The sequence below is a fragment of the Stenotrophomonas sp. WZN-1 genome, from assembly GCF_002192255.1.
Classification (GTDB): domain Bacteria; phylum Pseudomonadota; class Gammaproteobacteria; order Xanthomonadales; family Xanthomonadaceae; genus Stenotrophomonas.
Map to the genome: position 1 here is coordinate 326,095 of NZ_CP021768.1, position 14,497 is coordinate 340,591.

Consider the following 14,497-nt stretch of genomic DNA (forward strand, 5'->3'; position numbering starts at 1 on the left):
AGCGTCACGCGCGCTGCGTTTGCGATGGGCAGAGGCATCGATAGCGGCACAAACCCGGCATGCTTGAGCGGTTGCGACAACACGTCGCAGTGCGCGGCCATGCGCAGGTGCATCTTCAGTTGTGATGCGCCTGCGTGCATGAAATGCTCTTCGCGATTTCGTCGAAGGCAGGAGATGAAGGAATGATCCAGCTCGAAGAAGCACGCCGCCGCGTGGAGGCTGCACTTGCCAGCGACGATGAGCCGGTTGCCATCACGCACGAGCATGAAGTGGTCGAAGGCTGGCTGTTCGGTTTCCAGTCGCTGCGCTACCTGCAATCCGGCGAGATCTCGGATGCGCTGGCCGGCAATGGACCGATCTTCGTCGACCGGCATACGGGCGAGCAGCACGCGTTGGGCACTGCGTGCGCGCCGGAGGAGGCGCTTCGCCAGCATCTGGCCCAGCGGCGCCCGCCATCCGATGCTGCAGCGGTGGATTCCTGAGTCCAGGAACGAAAAAGGGACGAAGCCTTCGCTCCGTCCCCCTGCGTGATGCGCAGTCTGTCGCTGCGTGATGCTCAGGTTTCGCGCAGCGCCGTGGTGATCGGCAAACGTGCTGCGCGCAGTGCCGGGAACAGGCCGCCGACCAGGCCGATGCCCAATGCCCATTTCAGGCCGGTCCACAGCAGTTCCGGCGATACGTGGAACTTGAACACCACTGCGCTGAAGTTACTGCCGATGGTGGACACGCTGTAGCCATTGAACAGCAGCCACGCCACAGCGCAACCGAGCAGGCCGCCGAGCAGGGCCAGCAGCATCGTCTCCAGCATCACCGCCGTCACCACCGGCAGTCCGCGGAAGCCGATCGCGCGCATGGTGGCGATTTCGCGCGCGCGCGTGGCCACTGCCGCGTACATGGTGTTGAGTGCGCCGAACACCGCACCCACCGCCATGATGGTGCCGATCACCTTGCCGAGGATGTCGATCAGCTTGGTCAGCCCGCCGCCCTGCTTGCTGTAGTAGACGCGGGTGGTTTCCACGTCCAGCTTCAGGCGCGGGTCGGCGGCGACGGCCGTCTTGAACTGCTCGAAGCCGGCCTTGCCCTCGGTGCGCACGCTGATCGACTGCCAGGCACTGCGCTGGTAGGTGGTGGCCAGCGTATCGGCGTCGGTCCACAGTTCTGAATCATGCGCGTCACCGGTGGCGAACACACCCACCACGGTCCAGGTCTGGTTGCCCAGGGTCAGCGTCTTGCCGACCTCCATGTCGCGGAACTGGCCCTTGGCGCCCTGGCCAACCACGATCTCGCGCAGGCCGGTGGCGAACTTGCGGCCCTCAACGATCTTGACCTTGTCATGCACCGCCCACGCCTGCGGGCCCACGCCGCGGAACTGCGCGTTGACGTCGGTGCCATCGGACTTGGACACCAGGTTGACCACCTGCGACAGCTCCGGCGAGAGCAGCGGCCGGCCCTGCGCATCGCGGCTGATGCCGGGCAGGGTGGACAGCATCGGTACCTGCTCGCGGGTGATCACCGAGTTGGTCTCGGCCTGCGAGCCACCGCGCAGCACGATAGCGGTGGTGTCATCGCCGGTGTTGTTGAGCGTGGCCTGGAAGCCTTCGCCCATCGCCAGCATCGCCACCAGCACGCCGACCACGCCGGCGATGCCGACCACGATCACCGAGGACGCGCCCCAGCGCTGCGGCAGGCTGGCCACGCCGATGCGGGTGGCGGCCAGCGCCAGTCGCCCACCGCGGGTCAGCAGCAGCCACAGTGCCACCAGCACGGCCACGGCCAGCACGCCGATCCACGGCAGGCTGATCCACAGCACCAGGCCGATCACCAGCAGCAGGACCGTCACGCCGTTGCCCAGCCACTTCTTGAGTTTGCTCTTGAACATGTCTGTGTTCTCCTCAGCGGCCGGCCAGTGCGTCGACGATCTTCAGGCGCTTGGCACGCAGCGCCGGCAACAGGCCGACGATGATGCCGATCACCACGATCAGGCCCAGCCCCATCAGCCAGGTCGGCGTCGGCACGTGCGGCGGCAGCATGCCCATGCTCTTCGGCCCGATCGCCGGCAGGATCAGGGCGGCCAGGCCCATGCCGATCAGGCCGCCCAGGCCGATCAGCAGCACCGACTCCACCATCACCAGGGTCAGCACGGTGCTGTCCTTGAAGCCCAGCGTCTTCAACGTGGCCAGTTCGGGCACGCGCTCGCGCACGGCCTGCGCCATGGTGTTGCCGGTCAACAGCAGCAGGGTGAAGAACACCGCGCCCATGATCGAGGTGACGATCATGCCGATATCCGCGAACTGCTTGACGAAGGCCTGCTGGAACGCCGATTCGGTCTGGGTCTTGGTCTCGTGGTCGGAGTTGGCCGAAATCGCGTCGATCGCCTGCGCCACCCGCGAGGAGTGGTCCGGGTTGTCCAGCGTCACCGTGTACCAGCTCACCTGGTTCTTGATGTAGTCGTTGGATTCATCGAAGTACTTCCAGTTCATCATCAACTGGCGTTCTTCGTTGGCGGCCAGCGCACGGTCCTTGGAGCGGTAGATGCCCTTGAGCACCAACGGCCAGTCGTTGCTGCCGCCACGCGGGAAGATCGTTGCCTGCAGCGGGATGGTGTCGCCGATCTTCCAGCCGAACTGCTTGGCCAGGGTTTCGCCGACGATGGCACCGGTGCGGGTCTGCTTCCAGTCTTCCAGCTGTGCCGGGTCGATCTGCAGCTCGCGGTAGACATCGAAGTAGTTGGGTGACACCGAGAAGTTCGGGAAGAAGTTCTTCGGGTCCTGGTAGATGCCGCCGAACCACATGCCATAGGCCACGTCGCGCACGCCGGCAACCTGCCGCACCTGCGCCTCCAGGCGGATCGGCAGCGACTGGGTGATCGACAGCCGCGAAGCCACGACCAGCCGGTTGGCGCCTTCCACGCTGCCGCCGGAGGTGAATGCCACGCGCACCGAATCGAGCATGCCGAACAGCAGGAACGCGGCCACCACGGAGAGCAGGGTCAACAACGTGCGGGTACGGCTGCGGAACAGCTGCGCCCACACCAACGAGAAGTATTTCATCGCCGTGGCCTCCGTCAGTGGGCCAGCGGCGCTTCGGCCAGCTCGCCCTTGTCCAGGTGCACTGTGTGCGTGGCGTACTCGGCGGCCTTCGGGTCATGGGTGACCATGATGATGGTCTTGCCGTGTTCGCGGTTGAGCTGCTGCAGCAGGCCAAGGATCTCCTCGGCCGATTGGCGGTCAAGATCGCCGGTAGGTTCGTCGCAGATCAGGAAGGTCGGGTCGGAGACGATCGCGCGGGCGATCGCCACCCGCTGCTGCTGGCCGCCGGACAGTTCATTCGGGCGGTGGCTGCGGCGGTCGGCCAGGCCGACCAGGGTCAGCGCGATCTCCGCATTGCGGCGGCGCTGCGCGGCATTGAGGTGGGTCAGCAGCAACGGCAGTTCCACGTTCTTCTGCGCGGTCAGCATCGGCATCAGGTTGTAGAACTGGAACACGAAGCCGACGTGGTGGCTGCGCCAGGTCGACAGCTGGCCGCCGCTCATCTGGTCGATGCGCTCGCCTTCGATGCTGATCTCGCCGCCGCTGGGATTGTCCAGGCCACCGATCAGGTTGAGCAGGGTGGTCTTGCCCGAGCCGGACGGGCCCATCAGTGCGACGAAGTCGCCGCTGGCGATGTCCAGGTCGATGCCGTGCAGCACCTGCACTTTCTCGGGGCCACGCTGGTAGGTCTTGGTGATGTTGCGCAGTGAAACCAGGGTCGACATGGGTGGTTCTCCACGGAAGGCGGGAAACGGGGAAGCGCACCCGCGATGGCCGCAGGCGTGCGTCAAGCGGTGTTGCCGGCGGCGCCCGCAGGCGCCAGGCCGTTACTGGGCTTGTTTCTGTTGCACCTTGGCGCCATCGCGCAGGGTGTCCGGCGGGTTCACCACCACCGATTCACCTGCGTTCACGCCCTTGAGGATCTGGCGGTCCTTGCCCATCGCCTGGCCGGCCTCGACCGTGCGCTGCTGCACGCGGCTCTCGTCACCCAGCACAAAGGCCACCGAGGCGCCCTCGCGCTGCACCACGGCGCCCGCCGGCACGCGCACGCCCTGCGGCTTGGCGGCCGCCTGCGGCTGCGCCTGTTCCAGGAAGCTGACCCGCACGCCCATCTCCGGCACGATGCGCGGGTCTTTCACCTTCAGTGCCACGCGCACCTTCACCGTGGCCTTGCCGCGGTCGGCGGTGGGGATGATGGCGATCACCTCGCCGGGAATCTTCCATTCCGGATAGGCGTTGAGCGTGGCTTCCACCGGCATCTTCGGCTGCACGCGGCCGATGAAGGCCTCGCCGACCTCGACTTCGATCTCCAGCGAGTCCATGTCGACGATGGTGCCGATGCCGGTACGGGTGAAACCGCCGCCGGCCGACAGCGGCGAGACGATTTCACCCGGTTGCGCTGCCTTGGCGGTGACCACGCCGGAGAACGGCGCGCGCACGATGTTGTTGTCCACGCCCAGGTCGGCGATGGCCAGCTGGTCGTTGGCAACCTTGACGTTGCGCTGTGCGGTGTCCAGCTGTGCACGCAGGCTGTCGCGCTGGGCCACGGCCTGGTCGTACTGCGAGCGCGACACCAGCTGCTGCCCGACCAGTGCCTGCAGGCGGCTGGCTTCGGCGGCAGCCTGCTTCTGCTGTGCTTCCAGCCCGGCGACCTGGCTGCGCGCGGCCTGCAGCTGCGAGGCATACAGGCTGCGCTGGGCATCGGCATCGATCGGGTCCAGCGTGGCCATGATCTGGCCCTGCTCCACGCGCATGCCTTCCTCGATCATGACCTCGCGCACCTTGCCGGTGATCTTGGCCGAGACCGTGGCCATGCGCCGGGCGACCACGTAGCCGCTGGCGTCGAGCACCGAACTGCTGGCGCTGCCCTGCTGGATGGCCACGGCGGGGGCGGTTTCCACGTCCACCGCCGGCGCGCGGCCGAACAGGGCGAAGGCCGCAGCGGCCAGCAGCAACACGACCACGATGATCGCGATCCATAGCCAGCGGCGGCCACCGCCACTGCCACCGGAGGCGGGCGGCGGCGATTTGCGGTCGATACGGAGTTCCTTCAACAGCTCGGCAGAAGCGTTCATTCGTTCCATCACAGGCGTTCGGGCGGGTGTGGCCGGAAGAGCGGACGGCGGCGGTTCCGGCGGTGGAGCGTGCGGCACAGCATGAAGGCAGGCACAGCGATGACGGCAGTGACAGCTGTCACCCGATGACACTGACGGCGGCAACTGCGAAATGTGACCACGGCGGCACAGGATGGCAACGTTCCCGCTACCGGTACCGCCCATGGATCCGATCGCCCCGTCGCTGGCCCGCCTGCAGCAGGTGCAGGTGCGCTACCGCGACCATACCGCCCTGCATGGCATCGACCTGCAGGTCCGCGCTGGCCAGGTGCTGGCATTGCTGGGCCGCAACGGTGCCGGCAAGAGTACCGCGATCAGCGTGCTGTTGGGCCTGCGCCGTGCCGACGCCGGCCAGGTCGAACTGCTCGGCGGCGACCCGCAGCAGCGCGCCAGCCGTACCGGCCTGGGCGTGATGCTGCAGAGCACCAGCCTGCCGCCGATGCTGCAGGTGGACGAACTGGTGGCGCAGGCCAGCGCCTGCTATCCCGACCCGATGCCGTTGCAGGAGGTGCTGCAGCGCGCTGGCCTGCAGGCGCTGGCGCGCCGTCGCTATGGCCGGCTGTCCGGCGGCCAGCAGCGTGCGGTGCAATTCGCCATCGCCCTGTGTGGCCGCCCACGCGTACTGTTCCTGGATGAGCCCACCACCGGCCTGGACATCCAGGCGCGGCAGGCGATGTGGCAGGCGATCCGGCAGTTGGTGGCCGAAGGCTGCGGTGTGCTGCTGACCACCCATTACCTGGAGGAGGCCGAAGCATTGGCGCAGCAGGTGGTGGTGCTGGAGCAGGGGCGGGTGCTGGCCGATGCCCCGCTGAGCGAGCTGCGCCTGGCCGACCGGCCGCGCCGGATTCGTTGCCGCAGTGTGCTGTCCGCCGACGACGTGCAGCAGTGGCCGGGTGTAAAGGAGGTGCAGCGCGACGGCGAATACCTGCAGCTGCTGGCGAGCCCGGCCGAGCCGGTGGTGGCCCGCCTGCTGGCCGCCGATGCGCAGCTGCGCGAACTGGAAGTACAGGGCGCAGCGCTGGCCGACGCCTTCCTCGACATGACCCGGGAGGCCGCATGAACACGCTGATCCGCACCGCCGGGCAACCGCTGCCTGTGTGGCGGCAGGTACTGCGCCCCTACCGTGCCGAACTGCTGGCCGAATTGCGCCGGGCCTGGCGCACGCCGGCGTTCGCGGTGCCCTCGCTGCTGTTCCCGGTGTTGTTCTACCTGCTGTTCGGCGTACTGCTGGGGCGCGGTCACGCGCCGCTGTACCTGCTGGCCACCTACTGTGTGTTCGGTGCGATGGCGCCGGCACTGTTTGGCTTCGGCGTGCAGCTGGCGCTGGACCGCGAAGGCGGCCTGCTGACCCTCAAGCGCGCGCTGCCGATGCCGGCCGCAGCACCGCTGCTGGCACGGCTGGCCATGGCGGTGATGTTCGCGCTGCTTGTGGCATCGTTGCTGATCGGCGTGGCGCGCGTGTTCGGTGGCGTGCAGCTGCACGCGCTGCAGGTGCTGCAGCTGCTGGCGGTGGCAGGATTGGCGGCGCTGCCGCTGGGGGCGATCGGCCTGCTGATCGGCAGCCATGTCACTGCCAGTGCGGCGCCAGCGATGGTCAACCTGGTCTACCTGCCGCTGGCCCTGCTGTCGGGCCTGTGGCTGCCGCTGTCGGCGCTGCCCACGGTGTTCTCGACGATGGCACCGCTGTGGCCGACCTGGCATCTGGCACAGCTGGCACTGCCGGTGGTCGGGCTGCCATCCATCGGCAGTCTCGCCGGTCACCTGCTGGTGCTGCTGGCGGTCACGGTGGTGGCGCTGCTGTTGGCACGGCGCCGCCTGCGCCGGATCGGCTGAACTGGCATGATCGGCAGCGATCGTCCCCGCCTGGATCCTCCCGTGCCACCGAGCTGGCTTGCCTCCCTGCTGCGCCCCGCGCCGGATTCGGCAGTGGCCGAGCTGCTGCGACGTGGCAAATCGCCCTGGAGCAGTGCGATCCACCTGCTGTGGTCGGTATGGATCTTCCTCACCCCGGTGCTGGGGAACGGCTTCACCCTGCGCTGGCTGTTGCTGACCCTGGTCAGCTATCCGCTGTTCCTGCTGTTCTACGCCAAGGTGATGCTGGCGCCACGGCACCATGCATGGCGCTATGCGCTGGGCATGATCGTGATGGCCCTGGTACTGCTGCCGTGGTATCCCTCGGGACTGAGCTATTTCGTGTTCGGCTGCGTGATGATCCGCATGAGCAGCCGCGGCGGCTGGTGGCGGTACCTGCTGCAGCTCACCGGGCTGAACCTTCTGTTCTGCAGCACCGCGCTGTACTTCGGTTACCCGTGGCAGGCCATGGTGTGGATGCCGGCGGTCTCGTTCATCGTCGGGCTGGTGGTGAACGTGGAGGCCCTGAGCCAGCAGCGCGACGTTGCACTGCAGCTGTCCCAGGACGAGGTGCGGCGGCTGGCGACCACCGCCGAGCGCGAGCGTATCGGCCGTGACCTGCACGACCTGCTGGGCCATACCCTGTCGCTGATCACGCTCAAACTGGAACTGGCGCGCAAGCTGCACGACCGCGGTGATGCGCGCGCGCGGCAGGAGATCGGCGAGGCCGAGGACATCGCCCGTGAAGCGCTGGCACAGGTGCGCAGTGCGGTGACCGGCATCCGCGCCAGCGACCTCGCTGGCGAGCTGGCATCGGCACGCCTGCTGCTGGAATGCCAGCAGGTACATCTGCAGTACACGGCGCCACCTGCCATGCCGGTGGACGTGGAACGTGGCCTGGCGCTGGTGCTGCGCGAGGCGGCAACCAACATCGTGCGCCACGCGCAGGCGACCCGGGTACAGGTGGATTTCATGCTTGAGGAACGACAGTTGGCGATGCAGATACGCGATGACGGCCGTGGCGGCGTGCAGGCCGAGGGCAATGGACTGTGCGGCATGCGTGAGCGGGCCGCAGCACTGGGTGGCCAGCTGACGCTGCAGTCGCCGCGCGGGGCGGGCACCGTGCTGACGGTGCGCGTGCCGTTGATGGCCGCGACCACGCCGCTGTCGTCCACGTCGTTGGCGCAGGACGGTGCCGCATGATCCGCATCCTGCTGGCCGAGGACCAGGCGATGGTACGCGGCGCACTGTCGGCGCTGCTGGGCCTGGAGCCGGATATCGAAGTGCTGGGCAGCGCCGCCGATGGCGAAACCGCGTGGCGGATGCTGCAGCAGCTGCAACCGGACATCCTGGTCACCGACATCGAGATGCCCGGCTTGTCCGGTCTGGAACTGGCGCAGCGCATCGCCCGCCACGAACTGCCGATCAAGGTGGTGATCGTGACCACCTTCGCCCGTGCCGGTTTCCTGCGCCGTGCGCTGGAAGCGGGCGTGCTGGGCTACCTGCTGAAGGACGCACCGGCTGAGAACCTGGCCGACGCCCTGCGCAAGGTGAAGCAGGGCATCCGCGCGATCGACCCGCAGCTGGCGCTGGATGCGTGGTCGCAGGCCGATCCGCTCACCGACCGCGAACGCCGCGTGCTGCGACTGGCGGGCGAGGGCCGCACCGCCAGCGAGATCGCCGAGCAGCTGGGGTTGTCGCACGGTACGGTGCGCAATTACCTGTCCGAATGCATCGGCAAGCTGGGCGTGGCCAATCGCATCGAGGCGTACCGGCTGGCGCGGCAGAAGGGATGGCTGTAGGGGCGTGCCCCAACGCATCGGTAGCGCCGGGCCATGCCCGGCGGATCATTTTCACGACCGCGGAGGGGTGTCACTTTCTTTGCGCGTGCACCACGCTGCAGGAGCAGCGTGGAACGGCGTAGCCGGCCCGTAGGGTGGCGCACATGGATGTGCGCCATCAAGAAAGTAGCCAAAGAAACGCTCCGCCGGCCGCGAGCCGGTGCGCTTCGCACGCCGGTGCCCTGCGCTCCTCGGTCCGTCGAGGGACGGTGCGGGAACTCGCTGCGCTCAGACACCCGCACCTCTTCGCCCTCGCCGGACCTGCGGTGCTCGGCTCGCTTGAAGGCGGACTGGAAGGTCAAGGTCAAGGTCAAGGTCAACGGCAACGGCAACGGCAACCACGCATAGCGTGGTTCTACTGGGTGCAGCTGTGGCATTTGACCTTGGGCCCGCCATGAGCGAGCCGAGCATCGCAGGGGAATCAGGGGTGAAGAGGCGCCGGTGTTTGAGCGCAGCGAGTTCGGCGCCGTCCCCTGATTCCCCGAGAAGCGCAGGGCACCGGTGCGTAGCACCGGCTCGCGCTCTGGCGGCGTGTTTCTTTGGTTACTTTCTTTGCACGAGCAAAGAAAGTGACACCCCTCCGCGGGCGCGGAAACGATCCGCCGGGAACTCCCGGCGAACCCGCTCAATCCTTCCCGCGCGCCATCGCCTGGAACACCCCATCACGCCGCACCCACAGGTGGAACAGCGCCGCACCCACATGCATCAGTACCGTGGCGAACAACACATACGCCAGCAGGCTGTGCGCGTTACGCAACGCGGCGTACAGCGCCGGGGTATGCGGCACGATCGGCGGCAGGTGCAGGCCGCCCCACAGCACGATCGGATAACCGCCAGCCGACAGCATCGCCCAGCCGATCAGCGGCATTGCCAGCATCAGTGCGTACAGCATCCAGTGCGAGGCCTTGGCCGCCATCACCTGCCACACCGGAAGATCCGCCGGCAGTGGCGGCGGGCGATGGCGCAGCCGGTTGTACAGGCGCAATAGCACCAGTACGCCGAGGGCGATGCCCAGTGGGCGGTGCAGGTCGATCAGCATCGGCCGCAGGTGCAGCGAGGCGACCATGGTCACGCCGATGACCAGCATGGCGATGATCATCAGCGCCATGGACCAGTGCAGCACGCGCGCGAGCAGGTTGAAGTGGCCGTTGCCGGTGCTCATCGTGCGGCCTCCTTCGGTTGCTCGACGTTGCCGGTGGCGCGCTCGCGTTCGCGGCGGTTGAAGGACTGCGAGTACACGGCGGAGCGGGCCGCCAGGATCGGATCGTCACTGCCACGCACGCCACTGGGCAGGATCAGCGGATCGAAATTGATCTGCCCGCACGCGCCCTGTTCCTGCGACTGCATGCGGTCCAGGCTGAGTACGCCGGCCACCACCTGATCACGCGACTCGGGCCACGGCACCGACGGATCATCGATGGCATCGCCGGGCTCGGCGGTGGTCACGACCAGGTTCCAGCGCACCGGGCCGCTGGCCAGGCGCTGCTGCAGTTCCTGGCTGAGGAAATCGACGCTGGCCTGCTTGCGGGTTTCCGCATCCATCTCCACCACCGGCGCCTGCGGTTGCCAGCGCCAGCGCACCGCGCGTTTCTGCCCCTGCGCGTTGGTGAACCAGAAGCTGTTGACGCTGTTGAAGGTGGTGTCGGCCCAACTGCTGGTCCACGGCGCCGTCTTGGCCCACTGCTGGAAGGCCTGTGCACTGGGGTACTTGGCCAGCACCGCGGCCATCTTCTGCGGGTCGGGCTTGCCGGTAGCCGGGTCGGGAATGGAGGCGCGCGTCTGCTCGTAGAACGCCTCGGCGTTGGGCACGGCGAAGAACGGGAAGCTGTTCATCGCCATGCGCCATTCCTGGCCATCATCGCTGACCATCTGCACTGCGAGGCTGCGTACGCGCGCGGTGTTGTCGGCGCCGTACGGGTCGCCGCCGCCGATCGACAGGCGGCCCATCACCGGCACGCGGCGTTGCGAGAACACCCGTGCACTGGACAGGGTGGGGGCCTGCGCGCTGGGTTCGAACCAGCCGCTCACGCAGATGCCCTTGCTGTGCGCGCGGCGGAAGCCGGGATGGGCCGGTCCGGTGGCCTCGATGGTGTCGGTGAAGCGCTGTGCGGTGAGGCGGTCGCCAATCCAGCCGGCCAGCCAGGCAAAGGCCAGCGCGACAGCACCCAGGATGAGCGCGATCAGTGCGATCCAGAGCAGCGGCGAATGCCTGCGCGGAGCGCCCGCTGCCTGGCCGGCGCGGGTGTAGCGGAAGAGCGACATGGTCGGGTTCCTGCCTTCACGGAGCGTGTGGGTGGTCGACCCACACATCCTCGCAGAACCCGGCCGGGGCCGAAATTCAATTTTTCGTCAGATTTGCCGGGGACGGCGTGCCGACCATCGGTCGGCACCCACCCGATCAGCTGTAGCGCTGCTTCAGCATCGCCCACGCCGAACGCAGTGCCAGCGCTTCGCCACCGGCCGGACGGCCCGGGCGTTCGCCATCATTCCAGGCGTACACGTCCAGGTGCGCCCAGCGCTGGCCGTCTTCCAGGAAACGCTCGAGGTACAGCGCGGCGGTCACCGAGCCGGCCATGCGCGAACCGGCGTTGGCGAGGTCGGCGATGCCGCTGCTCAGGTAACGCAGGTAGGGGCGCCACAACGGCATGCGCCAGACCGGGTCGCGGGTCGCGTCGCCGGCCTGCAGCCACTGCTGGGCCACGCTGTCGTCATTGCTGAAGAGCGCCGGCAGGTCCGGGCCCAGTGCGATGCGTGCGGCACCGGTAAGGGTGGCGAAGTCCAGCACCAGGTCCGGCTTCTGCTCACCGGCGAAGGTCAGCGCATCGCACAGGATCACGCGGCCTTCGGCATCGGTGTTGTCGATCTCCACGCTCAGGCCCTTGCGGGTGGCGATCACTTCGCCCGGGCGGAAGGCATCCGGACCGATCGCGTTTTCCACCGCCGGCACCAGCAGGGTCAGGCGCACCGGCAGCCCGCGTGCCATCACCAGGCCGGCCAGCGCCAGTGCATGCGCGGCGCCGCCCATGTCCTTCTTCATGTTGCGCATGCCGTCGGCCGGCTTGATGTCCAGGCCGCCGGTATCGAAGCACACGCCCTTGCCGACCAGCACCAGTGCCGGATCGGTGTCCTTGCCCCAGCGCAGCACCACCAGACGCGGCGCGCGGTGCGATGCACGGCCCACGGCGTGGATGGCCGGGAAGTTCTGCTTCAGCAGCTCATCGCCGGTGATCGCTTCGACCTGCGCGCCATGCGCATCGGCCAGGGCGCGTGCGGCGTCTTCCAGCTGCTGCGGGCCCATGTCTTCGGTCGGCGTGTTGACCCAGTCGCGCACGCGCAGGCTGGCGGCGATCAGATCGGCCACTTCGCCGGTCGGCTCAGCCACCAGGCGCGCAGGTGCGCGGTTGCGCTTGCGGTAGCGGTCGAAGCGGTAGCTGCCCAGGCCCCAGCCCAGCTGCAGCAGGGCCAGTTCAGCGGCCGGCAGTTCGCTGGCCAGCTGCCACACGCTGCCCTCCGGCAGGGCGTGCGGGGCATGCGCATAGCTGTAGGCATCACCACGATCACCCACACCCATCACCGCACCGACCAGGCCATCGGTGCCGGGCAGCAGGGCCACGCTGTGTGCGCCGGCGGTGAAACCCTGCGATGCCAGCCAGGCCTGGGTGGCGGCTGGCTGGCCGTCCTTCCAGGCGGCGAACTGCTCGCGGTCCAGCACGTACAGCGGTAGCGCTGCGGCGGTGTCGGTGGTGAAACCAGTGATCTCGCTCATGCGTCAGGTACTCCGGGATGCGGCGGCGTCGAGGTTGGCGTCCAACCAGTCGGCCAGGCCGGTAAGGGTGTCGAACTGCAGGTCCGGCTGCAGCTGCGGATGGGTCCAGGTGGCTGCTTCGCGGTTGATCCAGCACCCGCGCAGGCCGGCGGCGATCGCCCCGGCCACGTCCATCTCGGCATGGTCGCCGACATGCAGTACCTGTGCCGGTGCCACACCCAGGCGGGCGCAGGCGGCGTGGAAGATGCTCGCCTCGGGCTTGGCTGCGCCGTGCTCGCGCGCGCCCAGCTGGAAGGCGAAATGATGGGCCAGGCCGATCCGCTCCAGATCGGCGTTGCCATTGCTCAGCGCTGCCACCGGCACCCGCGCGGCAATCCGCGCCAACGCATCGATCGCATCGGGGTAGCACTCGACCTGGTTGCGTGCGGCGAAGAACACGTCATACGCCGGTTCCAGCAGATCGAGGCTGGCGCCGCTGCTGTGCAGGGCTTCGTGCAGGGTCAGCCGGCGCAGCGCGCTCAGGTCGTGGTGGAGGTGCGGATGGGCGTGGTACAGGCGCTCGCGCAGTTCGCGCATCACCGCCACCGGATACATCGCAGCGGTGGCGGGGCTGTGTTCACGCATCCACTCGTGCAGGACCAGGTCGATGCGGGCGCCGATCGGAGCGAACGGCCACAGCGTGTCGTCAAGGTCGAGAGTGATGGCTTGGACGGGGAAATTCACCCCGCCATTCTACGCCTGCCCGCGCGGGCTTTCATTCCAGCAGCCGGGCCCAGCCCTGCATGCCGTCCAGTCGCGCCAGCACCAGCTTGATGCAGACCAGCAGCGGCACTGCCAGCAGCAGGCCGATCATGCCCCAGGCCCAGCCGAACACCATCAGCGCCAGGATCAGCACCAGCGGCGACAGCTTCATGCGCCGGCCCAGTACGATCGGGGTCACCATCTGCCCTTCCAGGGTGTGCAGGGCCAGATAGGCCGCGGCTGGCAGCAGGGCCTGCAGCGGGTCGCGGAATTCCACGAAGCCCATCAGCAGCATCAGCGCCACGCCGATCAACGGACCCACATACGGAGCAAAATTCAGCAGTGCGGCCACCGTGCCCCACAACAGCGCTTCCTGCAGGCCGATGCCGAGCAGCATCAGTATGCCGGCGAACACCAGCCCGACCAGGGTGTTGATCACGCTGATGGTCAGCACATAGCGCGAAACCTCGCGCTCGATCGAACGCAGGATGTCGGTGGTGAAACGCTGCTGCTGGCGGTTCGGGAACAGGGCGATCGCCGCGCGCTGCAGGCTCTGCCCGTAGATCATGAAGAACAGGGTCAGCAGCACCACCGCCAGCACCGAGGCGGCCAGCCGCGGCGCACGGGTCAGCATGCGGTACGGGTCGTCCAGCTGGGCGCGGATCACCTGCACCTTGCGGTTGCTGTCGCCACCGGCAACACGGGCGAAGTTTTCCGCGGCCTGGTTGGCCTGCTGCACCGGCTTGGTCAGGTCCTGCACCTGGCGGGCAACCTTGCGCAGCTGCTGCGGTGCTTCCTGCGCCCATTCCATCGCCGGGCCGATCAACTGCACCGCCAGCGAACCGGTCACGCCCAGGCCCGCACCGAGGATCAGCAGTGCGCCCAGCGCACGCGGAATCCACAGCTTCTGCAGCAGGCGCAGGATCGGGTTGCCGACCAGCGCGAAGAATATCGCCAGCAGCACCGGCAGGATGATGTCCTGCGCCGCCCACAGCGTGTAGCCCACCGCCAGGGTTGCCAGCACCACCAGCGACATTGGCCCGCGCGGGCGCGAGGGGGGCGGCAGCGGCGCTTCCGCATGCTGCGGATCGGCCGGTGACGGGGACAGGAGGGACTCGCTCATCGACGCACCAGCCGGGAAGGGGAGCGCATTAT

Annotated in this window: 14 protein-coding genes; 5 read left to right on the top strand and 9 right to left on the bottom strand. The window is 68.0% G+C overall.

Annotated elements, in window-relative coordinates; all coding sequences use genetic code 11:
• Window positions 1-182: 182 nt before the first annotated feature.
• The gene (locus CCR98_RS01460; protein ID WP_087921241.1) at window positions 183-482 is read left to right on the top strand and encodes a YrhB domain-containing protein; all 300 of its coding nucleotides are present in this window, start codon (window positions 183-185) and stop codon (window positions 480-482) included.
• 74 nt (window positions 483-556) lie between these two features.
• Here CCR98_RS01460 and CCR98_RS01465 read toward each other — a convergent pair whose 3' ends face one another.
• The 4 genes from CCR98_RS01465 to CCR98_RS01480 all read right to left on the bottom strand — a co-directional run bounded on the left by CCR98_RS01465 (window position 557) and on the right by CCR98_RS01480 (window position 5,104).
• Window positions 557-1,879, bottom strand: coding sequence for an ABC transporter permease (locus CCR98_RS01465; RefSeq protein WP_087921242.1), 1,323 nt, complete (start codon window positions 1,877-1,879; stop codon window positions 557-559).
• 13 nt (window positions 1,880-1,892) lie between these two features.
• Window positions 1,893-3,050 carry an ABC transporter permease gene (locus CCR98_RS01470; protein ID WP_014035671.1) on the bottom strand — a complete coding sequence of 386 codons (1,158 nt, stop codon included), beginning with the start codon at window positions 3,048-3,050 and terminating at the stop codon, window positions 1,893-1,895.
• Window positions 3,051-3,064: 14 nt separating this feature from the next.
• Entirely contained in the window at window positions 3,065-3,754 is a 690-nt protein-coding gene (locus CCR98_RS01475) for an ABC transporter ATP-binding protein (protein WP_087921243.1), read from the bottom strand.
• Between the two features lie 102 nt (window positions 3,755-3,856).
• A complete protein-coding gene (locus tag CCR98_RS01480; RefSeq protein ID WP_087921244.1) occupies window positions 3,857-5,104 on the bottom strand; it encodes an efflux RND transporter periplasmic adaptor subunit in 1,248 nt (415 codons plus the stop codon).
• Between the two features lie 202 nt (window positions 5,105-5,306).
• Here CCR98_RS01480 and CCR98_RS01485 point away from each other — a divergent pair, with 202 nt between their 5' ends.
• From CCR98_RS01485 to CCR98_RS01500, 4 genes are read left to right on the top strand one after another with little or no spacing between them, the layout of a single operon-like run.
• Window positions 5,307-6,203, top strand: coding sequence for an ABC transporter ATP-binding protein (locus tag CCR98_RS01485; RefSeq protein ID WP_087921245.1), 897 nt, complete (start codon window positions 5,307-5,309; stop codon window positions 6,201-6,203).
• The gene (locus CCR98_RS01490; protein WP_087921246.1) at window positions 6,200-6,976 is read left to right on the top strand and encodes an ABC transporter permease; all 777 of its coding nucleotides are present in this window, start codon (window positions 6,200-6,202) and stop codon (window positions 6,974-6,976) included. Before CCR98_RS01485 ends, CCR98_RS01490 begins: the two co-directional genes overlap by 4 nt.
• A gap of 6 nt (window positions 6,977-6,982) precedes the next feature.
• A complete protein-coding gene (locus tag CCR98_RS01495; RefSeq protein WP_087921247.1) occupies window positions 6,983-8,197 on the top strand; it encodes a sensor histidine kinase in 1,215 nt (404 codons plus the stop codon).
• On the top strand, window positions 8,194-8,796 hold the full coding sequence (locus CCR98_RS01500; RefSeq protein ID WP_014645643.1) for a response regulator transcription factor: 603 nt from the start codon (window positions 8,194-8,196) through the stop codon (window positions 8,794-8,796). Before CCR98_RS01495 ends, CCR98_RS01500 begins: the two co-directional genes overlap by 4 nt.
• Before the next feature lie 664 nt (window positions 8,797-9,460).
• Here CCR98_RS01500 and CCR98_RS01505 read toward each other — a convergent pair.
• The 5 genes from CCR98_RS01505 to CCR98_RS01525 form a co-directional block, all read right to left on the bottom strand.
• Window positions 9,461-9,997, bottom strand: coding sequence for a cytochrome b (locus CCR98_RS01505; RefSeq protein WP_087921248.1), 537 nt, complete (start codon window positions 9,995-9,997; stop codon window positions 9,461-9,463).
• Entirely contained in the window at window positions 9,994-11,097 is a 1,104-nt protein-coding gene (locus CCR98_RS01510) for a catalase family peroxidase (protein WP_087921249.1), read from the bottom strand. The genes CCR98_RS01505 and CCR98_RS01510 overlap by 4 nt, the downstream gene beginning before the upstream one ends.
• 136 nt (window positions 11,098-11,233) lie before the next feature.
• Complete coding sequence (locus CCR98_RS01515; RefSeq protein WP_087921250.1) at window positions 11,234-12,601, bottom strand: M17 family metallopeptidase; 1,368 nt, start codon at window positions 12,599-12,601, stop codon at window positions 11,234-11,236.
• Window positions 12,602-12,604: 3 nt separating this feature from the next.
• Window positions 12,605-13,324, bottom strand: coding sequence for an HAD-IA family hydrolase (locus tag CCR98_RS01520; RefSeq protein ID WP_087921251.1), 720 nt, complete (start codon window positions 13,322-13,324; stop codon window positions 12,605-12,607).
• 31 nt (window positions 13,325-13,355) lie between these two features.
• Complete coding sequence (locus CCR98_RS01525) at window positions 13,356-14,465, bottom strand: AI-2E family transporter (RefSeq protein ID WP_087921252.1); 1,110 nt, start codon at window positions 14,463-14,465, stop codon at window positions 13,356-13,358.
• Window positions 14,466-14,497 lie beyond the last annotated feature (32 nt).